Genomic DNA, 15,503 nt, shown 5'->3' with positions numbered 1-15,503 from the left:
GGAGGGGTTATGGACAGCACGACGCTCGCCGGGTTGGTCGAGCGACACGCCCGGCAGCGGCCCGACGACGTCGCGATCCGCTACGGCGAGCGGCAGTGGTCGTGGGCGCAGTGGGCGTCGCGGATTCGGCGGGCGGCCGGGGCGCTGCAAGCCGCCGGCGTGCGGCGCGGTGATTGCGTGGCATTCCTGGACAAGAATCACCCGGCCTGCCTGGAGATCCTGTTCGCCGCGGCGTCGATCGGCGCGGTGACGACCGTCGTCAACTGGCGGGTGATGGGCGACGAGCTCACGCACGTGCTGGCCGACAGCCGCCCGCGGCTGCTGTTCGTCGGCGCGGAACTGCGGCCCGCCGCCGAGGCGGCCGCCGCGCGGGTCGACGGCCTGGACCGCATCGTGGTGATCGACGACGAGTACGAATCCCTGCTCGCCGCAGCGCAACCCGCGCCGGCCGCCGAGGTCGACGAGGGCGAAACCGCGCTGGTGATCTACAGCTCCGGCACCACCGGGCGACCCAAAGGTGTGCTGCTGAGCCAGCGGGCGCTGGCCAATCACGCGGCGAACCTGGCGCCGGCGTTCCCGTTCGGTGACGGGGACGCGAACCTGGTGGCGATGCCCCTCTTCCACGTCGGCGGAATCGGCTACGCGCTGTTCGGCATCGCGGCGGGGGTGCCGACGATCATCACCCGCGAGCCCGACGCCGCGGCGTTGATCGGGGCGGTGCGATCCGGCGCGACGCACGCGTTCTTCGTGCCACCGGTCATCGCCCGGTTCCTGGAAGCCGGCGAGGCGGCGAGCGCGGCGATCGCGGGCCTGCGCTACATCGTCTACGGGGCCGCGCCGATGCCGGTGCCGCTGCTGCACCGGGCGCTCGAAACCTGGCCCGAGACGAACTTCGTCCAGGTGTACGGGCAGACGGAACTGTGCGGGGCCGTCACGGCGCTCGGCGACGACGACCACCGCGACCCCGACCGGCCCCACCTGCAGCTGTCGGCCGGAAAGCCCGTGCTGGGCACCGAGATTCGGGTGGTCGACCCCGAAACGGGCGAGGTGCTGCCCGTCGGGCAGCCGGGCGAGATCTGGGTGCGCAGCAACCAGAACATGAGCGGCTACCTCAACCGCCCCGACGCGACGGCCGAGACGATCACCGACGACGACTGGGTGCGCACCGGCGACATCGGCCGCCTCGACGCCGACGGCTACGTCTACATCGAGGACCGGCTCAAGGACATGATCATCACCGGCGGCGAGAACGTGTACGGGCCCGAGGTGGAGAGCGTGCTGATCGAGCACCCGGCCGTCGCCGACGCCGCCGTGATCGGCGTGCCCGACGACTTCTGGGGCGAATCGGTCAAGGCGATCGTCGTCGCCACCGAGGAGGTCGACGCCGCCGACATCATCGAGTTCTGCCGAGGGCACCTGGCCGGCTACAAATGCCCGCGCACCGTAGACTTCGTGCCGTCGCTCCCCCGCAACGCGAGCGGCAAGATCCTCAAAACCGCTCTGCGCGAACCATATTGGGAAGGCCGGCCAAGAAATGTTTGACTCGCGGCGACGCGACTTTGCGATCACGGTGCTGGGCGGGCCGACGACGGTCATCGACATCGCAGGCCGCCGGATCGTGATGGATCCGACCTTCGATCCGCCCGGTGAGCATGGCTACCTGACCAAGCTCGCGGGGCCGGCGGTGGGCGCCGACGCGTTGGGTCCGGTGGATGCGGTGTTGATCAGTCACGACCAGCATCCCGACAACCTCGACGATGACGGCCGCGGGATGGCGCTGGCCGCCCCGCTGGTGCTCACCAATCCCGGTGCCGCCGGGCGGCTGGGCCCGCCCGCGGTAGGCGTGCCGGCGTGGGAGTCGTATGACCTGCCGGGCGGCTCGGGTTCGCTTGTGGCGCAAGCGGTTCCGGCGGTCCACGGCCCGGCCGACGGGCAGCGCGACGCCGGCGGCCACGTCAATTGCGAGGTGACGGGGTTCGTGCTGTCGGGACCCGGCGTGCCCACCGTATATCTCAGCGGTGACAACGCCTCGATGAACGCGGTCAAGGCCGTCGCCGATCGGGTCGGCGAGATCGACGTCGCGGTGCTCTTCGCGGGGGCGGCGCGCGTGCCCGCGAAGGAGCGCGGCCGGCCGTTGACGCTGACGTCGGCGCGCGCGGCCGCCGCCGCCGAGGTCCTCGGCGCCAAGGTCGTGATCCCGGCCCACGTCGACGGCTGGGCCCACTTCAGCGAGGGCGCCGACGAATTCGCCGCGGCGTTCGATCAGGCCGGTCTCGCCGGCGTGCTGCGGGTCGCGGCGCACGGCGAGTGGATCGACCTATAGCCGTCCCTCGGTGCGCAGCCCCGGGTGCACCCAGTCCGGCGAGCGGCGCTCCTTGAACGCGCGGAAGCCGTCGCGGGCCTCGGCGTCGGTGAGGCTGGCGGTCATGCCGATGCGGTCGTACAGGCCGAGGTAGCTGTCGATGCTGGACTTGATGACGCCGCGGGCGCGCGGCGCGGTCCGGCACACCTGCGCCAGCAGGTCTTTGGCCGTGGCGAGCAGCTCGTCGTGGGGCACCACCCGGGTGACCAGGCCCCAGTCGAGGGCCTCGGCGGCGCTCAACACGCGGCCGGTGAACATCAGGTCGCGGGTGCGGACCGGCCCGATCACGCGGACGAGCATCTGGCTGTAGTAGGTGTCGGCGTAGCCGCGGAACAGCTCAGGTACCCGGAAGGTCGCCCGCTCGCTGACCACGGACAGGTCGCTGCACAGCGCGATCTGCATGCCGCCGCCCTGGCACAGCCCGTTGACCGCGGAGACGACGGGCTTGGCCGACGTGCGCACCGCGTCGAACGGCGTGACGTCCATGCCCAGCGCCGAGCCGAACGTGATCCAGTTATCGGTGGCTCCCCCGCCGCCCATGTCGCCGCCGGGCGCGAAGACGTCCCCGGTTCCGGTGATCAACAGCCCGGCCAGGTCCGGGTCCTCGCTGACACGCCCTATGGCGTAACGGATCCCGAAGTACATCGCCGGCGTCAGGGCGTTGCGCGCTTCGGGGCGGTCGATCGTGCACACCGCGATCGGCCCCTGGCGTTCGAACTTCAGGTATGGGGTGCCCAGCCAGTCGCCTTCGGGCGGGCGGGGGGCGTCGTCCGGTGTCGGCACGGGGCTCCTCTCACGCGTCGGCGCTTAACATCGCGCCCCAAGACTGTAACGCCGCCTAGGCGAACTGCATCGTGACGGTTCCGATGGTCTGCGAGGCGTCGCCGACCAGGGACGCCAGTTGGCCCTGCAGGGTGCTCGTGACCTCGCCCACCGGCTTATCGCAGAAGCGGCAGTGCGTCTTGAACTGCGGCTGGTCCTCTTCGTTGGGCCAGAATCGGCGCTCTCCGGCCATCGCGCCGGGGTCGTACATGACCGACTGGTGCGGGGCCTCCTTGAGGATCCTGCCCACCGGGTGGCGTTGCGGGCATTCGAGCTTCAACACGCCGATGCCCTCTTGGTTGGCTGCCATCGTCCACCGTCCTTGTCTCTCGCTCTGTAGCTGCTGGGACTAGTCGATCACGATTTCGGTCGGAGGTGCGTGGGTTCGTCGCGGGCGGGTCCGACAGCGCGTCGGCAAACGCCGAGGTCACCGGCATTAAACTCCGAGCCAATCAAGAAAAAAGGTACGGATGTGCCACAAAACGTTGCGCAATCGATATTGAATCCCTTAACTTGGGAACCGGGGGGATTTAGGTCACACGAACGGGCACGATGTGGCGCGCGTCCCAACGGGGTCTCAGGGGAGGCGGTCGCAGAGCATGCGCTCGGCCGGCCGGTACGAAGGGATAGCTCATTGCCAGAATCAGCGACGGCCGTGCGGCCAATCAGTCTTGTGCCCGTGACCAGCGCTCCGCGCCCCGTGGAGGCGGACGATCGCACCTGGGTCATGGAGGCGCTGTGCAGAGACGCAGATCCCGACGAAATGTTCGTGCGGGGCGCGGCACAACGTAAGGCTGCCGTGATCTGCCGTCACTGCCCCGTGCTGCGGGAGTGCGCGGCGGAGGCACTCGACAACAAGGTCGAGTTCGGAATCTGGGGCGGGATGACCGAGCGCCAGCGCCGGGCCCTGCTCAAACAGCATCCCGAGGTCGTGTCGTGGACGGATTTCTTCCGCCGGCGCAACGCCCGCTCCGTCGGCTAGCGGGGCGCCCGTTTTCCCCATTACGAAACTGTTACAGCTCTCGCGCGATACCGAGAAGCTCTAGGTGGACAGCGCGGGAAGCACAAGTGTGTCGATGACCTGCCGGAAGTAACCCGCGTCGACGGTCTGGCCGTTGAGCACCCGAAACAAACTCATCGCGGTGAGCACGTCGGCGACCGGGGACCAGTCGCGGTCACCGGCGATCTCACCGCGGGCCGCGGCGCGGGCCAGGATTGTCGTCATCACGCGTCGGCCCCGCAACAACAGCAGGTCGTCGAGGGCAGTGGCGAGTTCGCGGTCGTGCGTCGCTTCCAGGGCAACGCGGAGAACGAGGTCGTTGGTGATCAACTCGTTGTCGTTGCGCACCGCGCGCTCGATCAGGGCGTCCAAATCGCCGGCCAGGCTGCCGGTGTCGTACACGTCGTCGTCGCGCAGATCGGGCCGCCAGTAGACGAGGACGTCGGTCATCAATGCCGCTTTCGACGACCACCGCCGATAGATCGCGGCCTTGCCGACGCCGGCCCGCGCGGCGATGTCGTCCATGTTCGTGGCGTCGTACCCGTTCTCGGTCAGTGCGGCAAGAGCGGCGTTGAGGATCGCGGGATCACGGGACCGGTCCAGGCGGCCATCGGTGCGCTGGCGAAGCTTCGATTCCATTGCGTCACACCCCCGTCAGTTGCGGGACGGGCGCGGTGTCACCCTCCGGCTCCGACTTAGGGGCCTCCCGCTTCCGCATGGCGAACGTGTCCAGCGGCCACCAGAACCAGCGGCCCAGCGCGGCGGCGATCGCCGGCGTCATGAAGGCCCGAACGATGAACGTGTCGACGAGCAGACCCAACCCGATCGCGGTGCCGAACTGCCCGATCACCACCAGGTCGCTGACGATCATCGACGCCATGGTCGCCGCGAAAATCAGGCCGGCCGCGGTGACCACCCGGCCGGAGGCTCCCATGCCCCGGATGATGCCGGTGTTCAGGCCGGCGGGGATTTCTTCCTTCAGGCGAGAGACCAGCAGCAGGTTGTAGTCGGACCCGACGGCCAGCAGGATGATCACCGTCAGCGGTAGCACGATCCATTGCAGGCCCACCCCGAGGATGTCCTGCCAGAGCAGCACGGACAGACCGCACGCGGTGCCCAGCGACGCGAGCACGGTGCCGACGATCACCAGCGCGGCCACCAGGCTGCGGGTGATCACCAGCATGATGCCGAAGATCAGGATGAGCGTCGCGATGCCGGCGATCGTCAGGTCGATCTTCACGCCGTCCTGCATGTCGCTGTACATCGAGGCGGTGCCGGCCAGCGACACCTTCGCAGACTCCAAGGGAGTCCCCTTGACCGCGTCGGCAACCGCCTGCTTGACGCCCTGCACGTGCCGGATCCCGTCCACCGAGGCGGGGTCGCCCTGGTGGGTGATGATGAACCGCACGGCCTTACCGTCGGGCGAGACGAACATCTTCAAACCGCGCTTGAAGTCGGGGTTTTTGAAGACTTCGGGCGGAAGGTAGAAGCTGTCGTCGTTCTTGGCTTCGTCGAAGTAGTTCCCCATCATCGTCGAGCCTTCGGCGTTCTCTTGCATGTGCCGCTGGATGCCTGCCATCGAGCTGTGCGTGGACAGCATGAAGTCGCGCATTCTTTGCATCGACTCGATGGTCTTGGGAAAGTCGGCGAGCAGCTGTGGCATCAACCGGTCCAGGGCGTCAAAATCGACTGTGAGGCCGGCGAATTTGTCGGAAATCTGGTCGATGCCGTCGAGCGCGTCGAAGATTGAGCGCAAGGACCAGCACATGGGAATGTCGAAACAGTGCCTCTCCCAATAGAAATAGCTGCGAATGGGCCGCCAGAAGTCGTCGAAGTCCGCGATGCGGTCCCGCAGCTCGTTGGTGGTGTCCACCAGGTCGTGCGTTCGGCGATCCATGCTGTGCGTCGTGGCGGTCATCTGCTGCATGACGCCATACATGTGCTGCATGACGCTGATCGTTCGGCCCATCTCGTCGGCCTGTTCGAGCATCGACGCCATGCTGTCGTTCATGAATTTCGCGGTCTGCAGGGTGCTGGAGCTGTTCATGGCGATCACGAAGGGGATCGAACTGTGCTCGATCGGCGCGCCCAGCGGGCGGGTGATGGTTTGGACGCGCCCGATGCCGCGTTCATGGAAGACGCTCTTGGCGATCCTGTCGATGATCAGCATGTCCGCCGGATCGCGCAGATCGTGGTCGGCTTCGACCATCAGTAGTTCCGGATTCATCCGCGCCGGGCTGAAGTGCCGCTCCGCCGCCGTCTGCGCGACGTTCGCCGCGATGTCCGGCGGGGTGAACTTCCTGTCGTTGTAGGTCGGGACATAGGTCGTCAGACTGACGAAACCGATCACCGCGACAAAGGACGCCACGACGATGATGGGCACCGGCCACCTCGTCACCATCGTGCCGACCTTGCGCCAACCCCGTTCCGACACTTGACGTTTCGGATCGAAGAAACCGAACCTCGACGCGACCGCGAGCAATGCGGGAGCCAGCGTTAGGCCCGCCAGCATCGTCACCACCAGCGCGATGGCGCACGGGATGCCCATCGTCTGGAAGTACGGAAGCTTGGTCGCGGTCAGGCACAGGCAGGCGCCCACGATCGTCAGACCCGACCCCAGGATGACGTGCACGACGCCGTTGTAGGCGCTGTAGTACGCCTGCTCGCGGTCCTCGCCGCGGGATCGGGCTTCGTGATAGCGGCCCAACAGGAAGATGAAATAGTCGGTTCCCGTGGCGATGGTCAGCATCGTGACCATGCTGACGGCGTACGGGGTCAGCCCGATGATGTCCAGATTCCCGGCGGTCGCCACAATGCCTTCCGCGGCATAGAGCTCGAAGCGGACCAGGATCAGCGCCAGGATCGCGTTCTTCAGCGAGCGATAGATGATCAGCAGCATCACGAAGATGACGCCGATCGTGACCATCGTCATCAGTTCCATGCTGTTGTGCGCGGCGATCAGCGTGTCGGTATTGAGCGCGGTGTTGCCGGCCACGTAGGCCTTGACCCCCGGCGGCGGCGGGACGCTTTTCACGATCTTGCGGACCTCGGCCACCGACCTGTGGGCGGGCGTGGTGCCCTGCGCGCCGTCGAGGAAGACCTGCACGTAGGCGGCTTTACCGTCCGGGCTCTGGGAGCCGGCGGCGGTCAGCGGGTCACTCCAGAAATCCTGCAGGAACTGGACATGCTTGCTGGCCTTGAGCTTGGCGACGATCTGGTTGTAGAACTCGTGCGCGCTGTCGCCGAGCTTGTCGTCGCCTTCCAACACGACCATCGCCGTGGAGTCGGTGTCGAACTCCTGGAACTTGTGGCCGATTTTCATCATGTCTTTGAATGCGGTCGCGTCCCGCGGGGTCATGGGCACCGAGTGCCTGCCCGCGACGTCGCCGAGCGACGGCGTGAACAGGGTGGTGCCGAGCGCGACAAGCAGCCAAAGCAGGATGATCGGCACCGCCAGGACGCGGATCATGCGGGCGATGCGGGAGCGGGAGCCGGGCTCGGTACTCATACGGATTTCACCAGGCAGTAGATGAAGGGCTCGTATTCGTCGATGGTGCGGTCGTCGCGGACTTGGCCGTCGACGATGACCCGACATCGGATGTTGCGCAGGCCTTTGTCACCTTGGGCGACGATGTTGGCCGACATCGACGGCAGGGTCGTCACGATCGTGTACGACCACGGCAGCGGGGCGTGCTCGACGAGATGGGGTTGCCCGTTCTCGTCGAGGTAGTTGGCGCTGACGCTGCCCCCCGATGGCGAAGTGACCTCGTAGGTGATGTGTTTCGGGTTGAACGGCTTCGTGTCGTCGGCGTTCGCGTCGTGGCTCGCGGCGTGTGCGGTGGCGCCGAAACTGGCGCGGACCCTCAGCACAACATACGAACCGAGCGCGACGACGACAACAAGAAGTAGTGGGATCCAGACCTTCTTGAAGAGTCGATACACCTGCCATCTCCTCCCTACCGCCACCGCCGAGCCGCACCCACGCGGAACGCAAGTTCCATGCTCGGTCGGTCAGGACACTACCGCACCGTCGGGCGGGCCGCCCCAGGAACAGTGGTGGGATCTTCCCGCGCCGGCAGGCGGGATGTTCCGGGTTCGGATCCGTTGGAGGCTGCGCTATTTGGGCTGAATGGGCGGCGGCGCGCACAAGAACCCCGCAAGAATCACGCAAGGTGTCGGCGACATGGTTGCCGCAATTGCCAGGACCACTTACCGCTCGCGGGAAAGGAACCGAAATGATCACCAGCTCGCGCCGCTCCACCCGCGGCCACGAAGCCCTCTCGGGGAGGACATGGCGACGGTGCGCAAGCCTCGTCGCGCTGGGCGCGGTCCTGGCGGCAGGGTGCTCGTCGAACGATGCGACCGCATCGCACCAGGCGCCGGGCCCCACGACATCCACGCCGGCCCCGGCCGCGGAGATGGCGGCTCACGGTGTCGAGAAATCGATCGGCGAGGTGCCCTGGTCGCAAGTCGGTCCGGGCTGGATGCTCGCCACCTGGAGCCCGGCCGTGAGTGTGCCTCCCGGCGGGTCTCCGCCTCCGGGCTCGCCGGCGCCCGGCACGGTTCCCGTCACCCTGTACCTCGTCGACCCGGCGGGCGGTCGCTACACGATCACTACCTTCCCGCCGAACACGGAACCCAATGGGGTCGACTGGTCGGGCGACGGCAGCCATGCCGTTTGGGCCTCCGCGGGCCCCGGAAAATCGACGGTGATCACCGAGCCCGACCTGCACAACGGCACCCGCACCACGTTCACCGTTGACGGCTCGTCTGTCGCCCCTCGCTTCACGCGCCCCGACGGCAAGGCCCTGCTGCTGACCGTGGACAAGAAACTGACGCGGGTCGACCTGGCCGGCAATCCGCAGCTGACCTATCCGACCGACAAGCTCGCGAGCGCCTTCGACGGTCAGTACCTGTCAACCCCGGACGGCACGCAGCTGGTGCTGGGTACCGCCTCCGGCCTTGCTCTGATGGGCAACGACGGAACAGTCGGTAAGGAGCTGTCGTCTGCGGCAGGAAGCTGCTCACCGGTGCGATGGTGGGACGCCGGCGCGAAAACCGTCCTCGCCAACTGCACTGCCGCAAACCAGCATTCACGGCTCTGGCTGGTCCCCATCGACGGTTCGGCACCGACCGCGCTGACCGCGCCAATAACGGACCCGGCGTCGCACGACACCGGCGACATCAGCGCATGGCAACTGCCGGCCGGCACCTATGTCCAGTACGCGGGCGGATGCGGCGCCATCCACCTCGGCAAGCTCAACCCCGACGGCACGGTGTCCAAGGTGGCGGTCCCCAACGTCGATCCGAGTCACAGCATCTACGTGATCGGCATCCACGGCGGGAACCTCGATCTCAAAGCCACGGTCGCCGGTTGCGGACCCGCCCAGTCGCTGCTCGAGTACGACCCCACCGCCGGCACCACCAACGTTCTGTTGGGACCCCCGCTCAACGGCGGCGCGGTCATCAGCGCGGTGCCTTACCCGGGCGAGAAGTAGCATGCGACCGCAGCAGCGGCCGTGGCCGCAACGCCGAAACGCCACGATCGTCGCCCTCGCCGTTGCCGTCATCGGCCTCACCGCGTGCCACTCGTCGCCGCGGTCGGCGCCGGCGCCCCAACAAACCGTGCTGCCGCTGGGCGGTCTCAACCACCCCGCCGGCGTCGCGGTGGATGCCAGCGGCGCAGTGTATGTCGCCGACAGCGGCAACAAACGAGTGCTGAAGTTGGCCCCGGGGTCGAACAGCCCGACGGTGCTGCCGTTCTCCGGGCTCAACTACCCCGACAGCGTGGCGGTGGACAAAGCCGGCGCCGTCTACGTCACTGACGACCACAACAACCGGGTGGTGAAGCTGCCGGCCGGGTCCGACACCCAGACGGTGTTGCCGTTCACGGACCTCAACGGCCCGGACGGCGTGGCAGTGGATGCGGCCGGCGCCGTTTACGTCGCCGACTACCTCAACGCCCGGGTGGTCGAGTTGGCCGCCGGGTCGACCACCCAGACGGTGCTGCCATTCACCCACCTCGGCCGCCCGCGCGGCGTCGCGGTGGACGGCACCGGCACCGTCTACGTCGCCGACTTCGGCAGCAAGCGGGTGGTGACGCTGGCGGCCGGGGCGACCACCCAGGCCGCACTGCCGTTCGACGGGCTCCAAGGCCCCATCGGGGTGGCGGTGGACACCGCCGGAAAGGCTTCTGTCACAGACTATTTCAACAACACCGTGGTGACGTTGGCGTCCGGATCGTGCACCCAGACGGTGCTGCCGTTCACCGGCCTCACCGGCCCCGAGAGTGTCGCGGTCGACACCGCCGGAAATGTGTATGTGGCCGACGGCCAGAACAACAGAGTCGTGAAGCTCTCGTCGGCGCAGTCAACGGCGCCGCCGGCGTGCCGACAGACGGTGCTGCCGTTCAGTGGCATCGACGATCCCTGGGCCGTGGCGGTGGACACCGCCGGCAATGTCTACGTCGTCAACAACACCTCGCGCGACCGCCGCAACCGGGTCATCAAGCTGGCGGCCGGGTCCAACACCCAAACCGACCTGCGGTTCACCGGACTCGGCTTCCCCGAGAGCGTGGCGGTCGACACCGCCGGCAACACCTACGTCGTCGACAACACGACCAATCGAGTGTTGAAGTTGGCGCCAGACTCCAATACCCAGACCGTGCTGCCGTTTTCGGGCGTCGCCCCGCGGGATGTCGCGGTCGATACCGCAGGCGATGTATTCGTCACCGATTACCGCAAGAATCGGGTGCTGAAGTTGGCCGCCGGGTCCAACACGCCAACGGTCCTGCCGTTCAACGGCCTTGGCGACCCTGGGGGGCTTGCGGTGGACACCGCCGGCGATGTCTACGTCCTCGACTTCGACAAGGTCATGAAGCTGGCGGCCGGGTCGAACACGCCAATTGTCCTGCCGTTCAACGGCTTCAGCCGAGTCGGCGGCCCGCACGGCGTAGCGGTGGACACGGCGGGCGCCGTGTACGTCGCCGACTCCACCAACAAGCGCGTCGTGAAGCTCGCGGCCGGGTCGAACACCCAAACCGTGCTGCCGTTCGTCGGCCTCGGCGACCCTTGGGCGGTGGCGGTGGACACGTCGGGCGCCGTCTACGTCACCGACCGCGATAACGCCGAGGTGGTGAAGCTGCCGGCGGGCTGAAGCGTCGAAGTGCCGGTTTGCTCTATTTGCCTGCGCTGCATTGCCTTTGGCAGCGAACCGGCACAAGAACCAAGCAAGAAACACGCAAGCCGCCCACCGCAGGCTTGGTGTGACCGACCACAACAGCCACGCCACCGCGCATCCCAGCCCGGACATGTTCGGCGGAAAGGAAAGCAAACCATGAAGAACGCAAGAATCGCGGCGCTCTCCATCGCGACCGCCGTCGCCGCGCTCGTGCTGCTCGCCGTTGCCGCCATCGGCGTCACCGGATGCAGTAAGACGCCTCCGACTTACCGGGTTACCGCCACGGTGCCCGTCGGCAAGTCGGCGTCGGGTGTGGCGGTGGACCCGGGCACCCACACCGTCTACGTCACCAACCGCGACGACGACACGATGTCGGTGATCGACGCCTCGACGCGCACCGTCACCGCCACCGTGCCCGTCGGCAAGCCGTTCTATGGCCCGGAGGGGGTGGCGGTGGACCCGGGCACCCACACCGTCTACGTCACCAACTACGGCGTCACAGTGTCGGTGATCGACGCCTCAACGCGCACCGTGACCGCCACCGTGCCCCTCGGCACGGGCCCGGAAGAGAACCCGGCGGGGGTGGCGGTGGACCCGGACACCCACACCGTCTACGTCGGTCGACTTCGAACGGCCGCTGCCCACGTCGGCGACTACGACTGCACCGTTTCGGTGATCGACGCCCCGACTCGCACCGTCACCGCCGACGTGACCGTCGGCAAGCAACCACACCAGGTGGCGGTGGATCCGGGCACCCATACCGTCTACGCCACCAACGCCGCGGACAACACGGTGTCGGTGATCGACGCCTCGACGCGTACGGTCGTCGCCACCGTGCCCGTCGGCAAGAACCCGGGCGACCTGGCGGTGGATCCGGGCACCCACACCGTCTACGTCGCCACCGGCGACGACGGGACCGTGTCGGTGATCGACGCCCCGACGCGCACGGTCGTCGCCACCGTCTCCGTCGGCAAAAACCCGGTCGGGATGGCGGTGGACCCGGGCACCCACACCGTCTACGTCGCCAACAACCGGGACAACACGGTGTCGGTGATCGACGCCTCGACGCGCACCGTCACCGCCACCGTGCCGGTCGGCAAGCACCCGGGCGGGGTGGCGGTGGATCCGGCCAGCCACACTGTTTACGTCACCAACGGCGCCGACAACACGGTGTCGGTGATCGAATCTCGATAGTGGCTGGATCGGCGTCGGGGCGCGGGAAGGGGCTCGCCGGGCCAACGGATTGTCTTGTACGGCAAGGATCGTGGATGCACCAAGAACCGGACGAATCCAACCGATCATCGAGTGCACGAGCCGTGTTCGTGCAGGTCAGAAGGGTGGTCCCGGCTGGGATCGAACCAGCGACCTTCCGCGTGTGAAGCGGACGCTCTTCCACTGAGCCACGGGACCCGGCGCCGACGGGCGAACGACGTCGAAGGGTAGCACGAATCGCAGAGCGCCGAACTCGCCGCGTGTGTCGGAGGGCGCGCTAGCCTAGAGCCGCAACGTAACCAAGAGATTTGTGTGCGCCCGCTCGGGTGGACTATCGTCGTCCTTCGCACCGGGCGACGATCTCGCTCGTTGCGCGCGGACGTAGCGCAGTTGGTAGCGCATCACCTTGCCAAGGTGAGGGTCGCGGGTTCGAATCCCGTCGTCCGCTCGAAGGTGCAAGTGGCATCAATCCCCCGCGGTGGAGTGGCCGAGTGGTGAGGCAACGGCCTGCAAAGCCGTGCACACGGGTTCGATTCCCGTCTCCACCTCCAAGTTTTGACCCCCAGGCGCGATTAGCTCAGCGGGAGAGCGCTTCCCTGACACGGAAGAGGTCACTGGTTCAATCCCAGTATCGCGCACCATAGTTTTTGCAGTTCAGAACAGATACCTAGATCCTCCGGCTCGTGTTCGCTCCAAGCGACTTGGGATGTCGGCCTGCGTCCTGGGCCGTCATCCGCCCTTATTCTCTGTGCGGGCTTTGAATGGCCGGTTGGTCGCGATCCGCGACATCCGTCTAAAGAGCCGCACCAAGTTGCGCCAAAAGCGCGAGCAATATGATCGGACCGAATATGTACACGTCAGCGGCGATGCCGAGTGGCGCCACAACGGCGAAGACGAGTGGCAATGCAACGGCAAGAGATGGAGGAACAACGAGTAGAAGTGCAATGAAAATAGTGAGTACAAATATCAAAATGGCAAGCGAGACGAATACGTTGGTTGCGCTCGCCGACAAGGAATTGGCCCAAATCGGGAAGTCCTGCAAGAACCCGGCGATGACATCCTCTGCGCTGGCATACGCAGCGGCGCTGGCCGTCAAGTTCTGCGCAAAGTGCTCATAAGACGCAGCCGCTTCCCCGGCCAGATTCTGATATTCCTGGCCGTAACCGGAGAACAGGTGCGCGATACTCGTCGATACTTCATCGGCGGCGGCAGGCAGCACCGCGACGGTCGGGGCCGCCGCCGTCATGTGCGCCGCGTTGAGCGTGTCGCCGATGGCTGCCAAATCCGCTGCCGCCGCCGTCATCATCTCCGGCTCCGCAATCACATAGGACATCTCGCCACCTCCTTGGCCGCCCACCCAGGATGCGCTCTTTGTCGGGGATCGGTATGAGTAGGGGACTACGTGCTTTCGGCAACTGGCGGACTAAAGGTCTAGCCTCAGTTGCCCGGACCAGCGAATCGGCCGAGTGTATGGACGGCGATATTGCGCAGGCAGAACGGGCAGCGCTGCCGGGAGCGCTTGGGTCGCTGGAAGCGTCTCACCTAAACCACAGCCGTGCGCAGTCCAGCCAGGAGCTACGGAGTAGGCGCTGCGGGTCTTTCGGTAGGAAGTCGCTGCGGAGGGTAACGGTGTCGGCCACACGGAGCTTCTTGGTATTCAACTGCGAAGACGATTCAACACACCGCCCAGGAGCACCCGTCAGGGCGCCTTCGTGAGCCGGAAGCTCAAGGAGTATGACTGTGGCGGATGGTCGCATACGCCCCGGTTTTGGATGACTTGGACCGTGCCGGTCAGGGTGTTCGGATCCCATGTGTAGTGGGCGGTCGCCGCGTTGCCTTCCGTGACACCGCCCTTACACACGATGTCCTCGGTGCTATCAAGCGTCCACTGACCATTCACCAACGTCGCCCGGCCCCCGAGGCCGGACGCCGGGCTCGACAAGTCGGCGCACCCGTCACCGCAGGGGGTGAAGTACCAGTTCTCGGTAAAAGCCCGGCCGCCGCCGGCCGGATCGGTGGTCTTGAGGTAGTGGCCGCTCATCGGCGGAGCGGCAAAGGCGGGAGCGGCCGCCCCGACAGCTACGGCGGCGACGGTGGCCGCGGTGGCAACACTTCGGACGGCCGACAGATCAGCCTTCGACACGCGTTTAGCTTGACACCACCACCACCGCCTGCACTGGAGGTCCGAGCATCCGCTGCTTACCCTCCTTCAATGCACGGCACGAAAATTGCTGTCGCGGGCGCGGCGATTGTTCTTGCAGGTTGCGGCGGCTCCGGCAAGACGGCAACGACGGTGACGTCCGCGGTAGAAATCACCAAGACAGTCACGGTGACCGCTCCCCCGCCGCCGTTCGCCCCCAGGACCGTCATCGAAACCGACGGCACCTATCGCGTCGGTATCGACATCGTGGCGGGCACCTATCGGTCGGGCGGTCCCAGCCCTGAAGGAGGATCCGACTGCTATTGGGCGCGGCTGAGCAGTCTGAATTCGACCCACATCATCGATAGCGACATAGGCACCGGCCCTCAGGTGGTGATGATCGCGCCGACCGACAAGGCGTTCTTGACGCGTAGCTGCCAAACCTGGCACAAGACCGACTGAGTTGCTTTCAGAGCGTCGCGCTTACGGGTTCTCCTCGATGACGCACTGCACAATCGTGGCGGCGGTCTGCTGGTCGAATCCCATCCCCGCTACTTTCTGAGCTTCCGCGGCGGGGGAAACACCAGATTTGAGGTCCTGCTGGATAACTCCAACGCGTTGGAAGTTTTGTGGGTCCGGTTCGTTCAGCGGTAGTTGCTTGATGCCTCCCACGCAACGAGTGAAACCGCTGTAATCAGCGTGGGCGGGCGACGCTCCCAGCAGCGCGATGGCGATGCCCACCGCGGCAGCGAAATAGGTGAAACGCATGGTCGCATCGTATCGCCGCG

At 66.5% G+C, this 15,503-nt stretch carries 15 protein-coding genes and 4 tRNA genes; 10 read left to right on the top strand and 9 right to left on the bottom strand.

Annotation, left to right across the window (positions count from 1 at the left end; all coding sequences use genetic code 11):
* Positions 1–9 precede the first annotated feature (9 nt).
* Positions 10–1,542, top strand: coding sequence for a long-chain-fatty-acid--CoA ligase (locus AC5Y4S_RS06225; RefSeq protein WP_500031064.1), 1,533 nt, complete (start codon positions 10–12; stop codon positions 1,540–1,542).
* Positions 1,535–2,323: an MBL fold metallo-hydrolase gene (locus AC5Y4S_RS06220; RefSeq protein ID WP_500031061.1), complete on the top strand. Its 789-nt coding sequence runs from the start codon at positions 1,535–1,537 to the stop codon at positions 2,321–2,323. Before AC5Y4S_RS06225 ends, AC5Y4S_RS06220 begins: the two co-directional genes overlap by 8 nt.
* On the opposite strand, the gene AC5Y4S_RS06215 is transcribed toward AC5Y4S_RS06220, so the two are convergent.
* Together AC5Y4S_RS06215 and AC5Y4S_RS06210 are read right to left on the bottom strand one after the other, a co-directional pair.
* Positions 2,318–3,145: an enoyl-CoA hydratase/isomerase family protein gene (locus AC5Y4S_RS06215; RefSeq protein ID WP_500031059.1), complete on the bottom strand. Its 828-nt coding sequence runs from the start codon at positions 3,143–3,145 to the stop codon at positions 2,318–2,320. The two genes, AC5Y4S_RS06220 and AC5Y4S_RS06215, sit on opposite strands and share 6 nt — an antisense overlap.
* A 55-nt stretch (positions 3,146–3,200) precedes the next feature.
* Complete coding sequence (locus tag AC5Y4S_RS06210) at positions 3,201–3,494, bottom strand: hypothetical protein (RefSeq protein ID WP_500031057.1); 294 nt, start codon at positions 3,492–3,494, stop codon at positions 3,201–3,203.
* 345 nt (positions 3,495–3,839) lie between these two features.
* Here AC5Y4S_RS06210 and AC5Y4S_RS06205 point away from each other — a divergent pair, with 345 nt between their 5' ends.
* On the top strand, positions 3,840–4,166 hold the full coding sequence (locus AC5Y4S_RS06205; protein WP_500032179.1) for a WhiB family transcriptional regulator: 327 nt from the start codon (positions 3,840–3,842) through the stop codon (positions 4,164–4,166).
* A gap of 60 nt (positions 4,167–4,226) precedes the next feature.
* On the opposite strand, the gene AC5Y4S_RS06200 is transcribed toward AC5Y4S_RS06205, so the two are convergent.
* Genes AC5Y4S_RS06200 through AC5Y4S_RS06190 form a run of 3 tightly spaced genes read right to left on the bottom strand, consistent with a single transcriptional unit; the run spans position 4,227 to position 8,126 of the window.
* Positions 4,227–4,823 (bottom strand): TetR/AcrR family transcriptional regulator, encoded by a 597-nt coding sequence (locus AC5Y4S_RS06200; RefSeq protein WP_500031055.1) that lies wholly within the window; start codon positions 4,821–4,823, stop codon positions 4,227–4,229.
* 4 nt (positions 4,824–4,827) lie between these two features.
* On the bottom strand, positions 4,828–7,692 hold the full coding sequence (locus AC5Y4S_RS06195) for an MMPL/RND family transporter (protein WP_500031053.1): 2,865 nt from the start codon (positions 7,690–7,692) through the stop codon (positions 4,828–4,830).
* Positions 7,689–8,126 carry an MmpS family transport accessory protein gene (locus AC5Y4S_RS06190; protein WP_152531397.1) on the bottom strand — a complete coding sequence of 146 codons (438 nt, stop codon included), beginning with the start codon at positions 8,124–8,126 and terminating at the stop codon, positions 7,689–7,691. Before AC5Y4S_RS06190 ends, AC5Y4S_RS06195 begins: the two co-directional genes overlap by 4 nt.
* A 293-nt stretch (positions 8,127–8,419) precedes the next feature.
* Between AC5Y4S_RS06190 and AC5Y4S_RS06185 the strand changes: the two genes are divergently transcribed.
* From AC5Y4S_RS06185 to AC5Y4S_RS06175, 3 genes are all read left to right on the top strand, one after another.
* Complete coding sequence (locus AC5Y4S_RS06185) at positions 8,420–9,682, top strand: TolB-like translocation protein (protein WP_500031049.1); 1,263 nt, start codon at positions 8,420–8,422, stop codon at positions 9,680–9,682.
* Between the two features lies 1 nt (position 9,683).
* The gene (locus AC5Y4S_RS06180) at positions 9,684–11,339 is read left to right on the top strand and encodes an NHL repeat-containing protein (protein ID WP_500031047.1); all 1,656 of its coding nucleotides are present in this window, start codon (positions 9,684–9,686) and stop codon (positions 11,337–11,339) included.
* Between the two features lie 180 nt (positions 11,340–11,519).
* Positions 11,520–12,557: a beta-propeller fold lactonase family protein gene (locus AC5Y4S_RS06175; RefSeq protein WP_500031044.1), complete on the top strand. Its 1,038-nt coding sequence runs from the start codon at positions 11,520–11,522 to the stop codon at positions 12,555–12,557.
* Between the two features lie 144 nt (positions 12,558–12,701).
* Here AC5Y4S_RS06175 and AC5Y4S_RS06170 read toward each other — a convergent pair.
* Positions 12,702–12,773, bottom strand: a tRNA-Val gene (locus AC5Y4S_RS06170).
* Positions 12,774–12,950: 177 nt separating this feature from the next.
* Between AC5Y4S_RS06170 and AC5Y4S_RS06165 the strand changes: the two genes are divergently transcribed.
* From AC5Y4S_RS06165 to AC5Y4S_RS06155, 3 genes are all read left to right on the top strand, one after another.
* A tRNA-Gly gene (locus AC5Y4S_RS06165) sits at positions 12,951–13,023 on the top strand.
* Between the two features lie 29 nt (positions 13,024–13,052).
* A tRNA-Cys gene (locus AC5Y4S_RS06160) sits at positions 13,053–13,126 on the top strand.
* A gap of 15 nt (positions 13,127–13,141) precedes the next feature.
* Positions 13,142–13,216, top strand: a tRNA-Val gene (locus AC5Y4S_RS06155).
* A gap of 152 nt (positions 13,217–13,368) precedes the next feature.
* Here AC5Y4S_RS06155 and AC5Y4S_RS06150 read toward each other — a convergent pair.
* Positions 13,369–13,908: a PE family protein gene (locus tag AC5Y4S_RS06150; RefSeq protein WP_500031039.1), complete on the bottom strand. Its 540-nt coding sequence runs from the start codon at positions 13,906–13,908 to the stop codon at positions 13,369–13,371.
* Between the two features lie 366 nt (positions 13,909–14,274).
* Entirely contained in the window at positions 14,275–14,718 is a 444-nt protein-coding gene (locus AC5Y4S_RS06145) for a hypothetical protein (RefSeq protein WP_500031035.1), read from the bottom strand.
* 69 nt (positions 14,719–14,787) lie between these two features.
* Between AC5Y4S_RS06145 and AC5Y4S_RS06140 the strand changes: the two genes are divergently transcribed.
* On the top strand, positions 14,788–15,177 hold the full coding sequence (locus tag AC5Y4S_RS06140; protein ID WP_500031033.1) for an Rv1352/Rv1906c domain-containing protein: 390 nt from the start codon (positions 14,788–14,790) through the stop codon (positions 15,175–15,177).
* Between the two features lie 21 nt (positions 15,178–15,198).
* On the opposite strand, the gene AC5Y4S_RS06135 is transcribed toward AC5Y4S_RS06140, so the two are convergent.
* Positions 15,199–15,483 carry a hypothetical protein gene (locus AC5Y4S_RS06135; RefSeq protein WP_500031031.1) on the bottom strand — a complete coding sequence of 95 codons (285 nt, stop codon included), beginning with the start codon at positions 15,481–15,483 and terminating at the stop codon, positions 15,199–15,201.
* Positions 15,484–15,503 lie beyond the last annotated feature (20 nt).

Source organism: Mycobacterium sp. NGS64, from assembly GCF_059812245.1.
The sequence above is the reverse complement of the archived record's forward strand: the minus strand, read 5'-3'. Positions and strand labels throughout refer to the sequence as shown.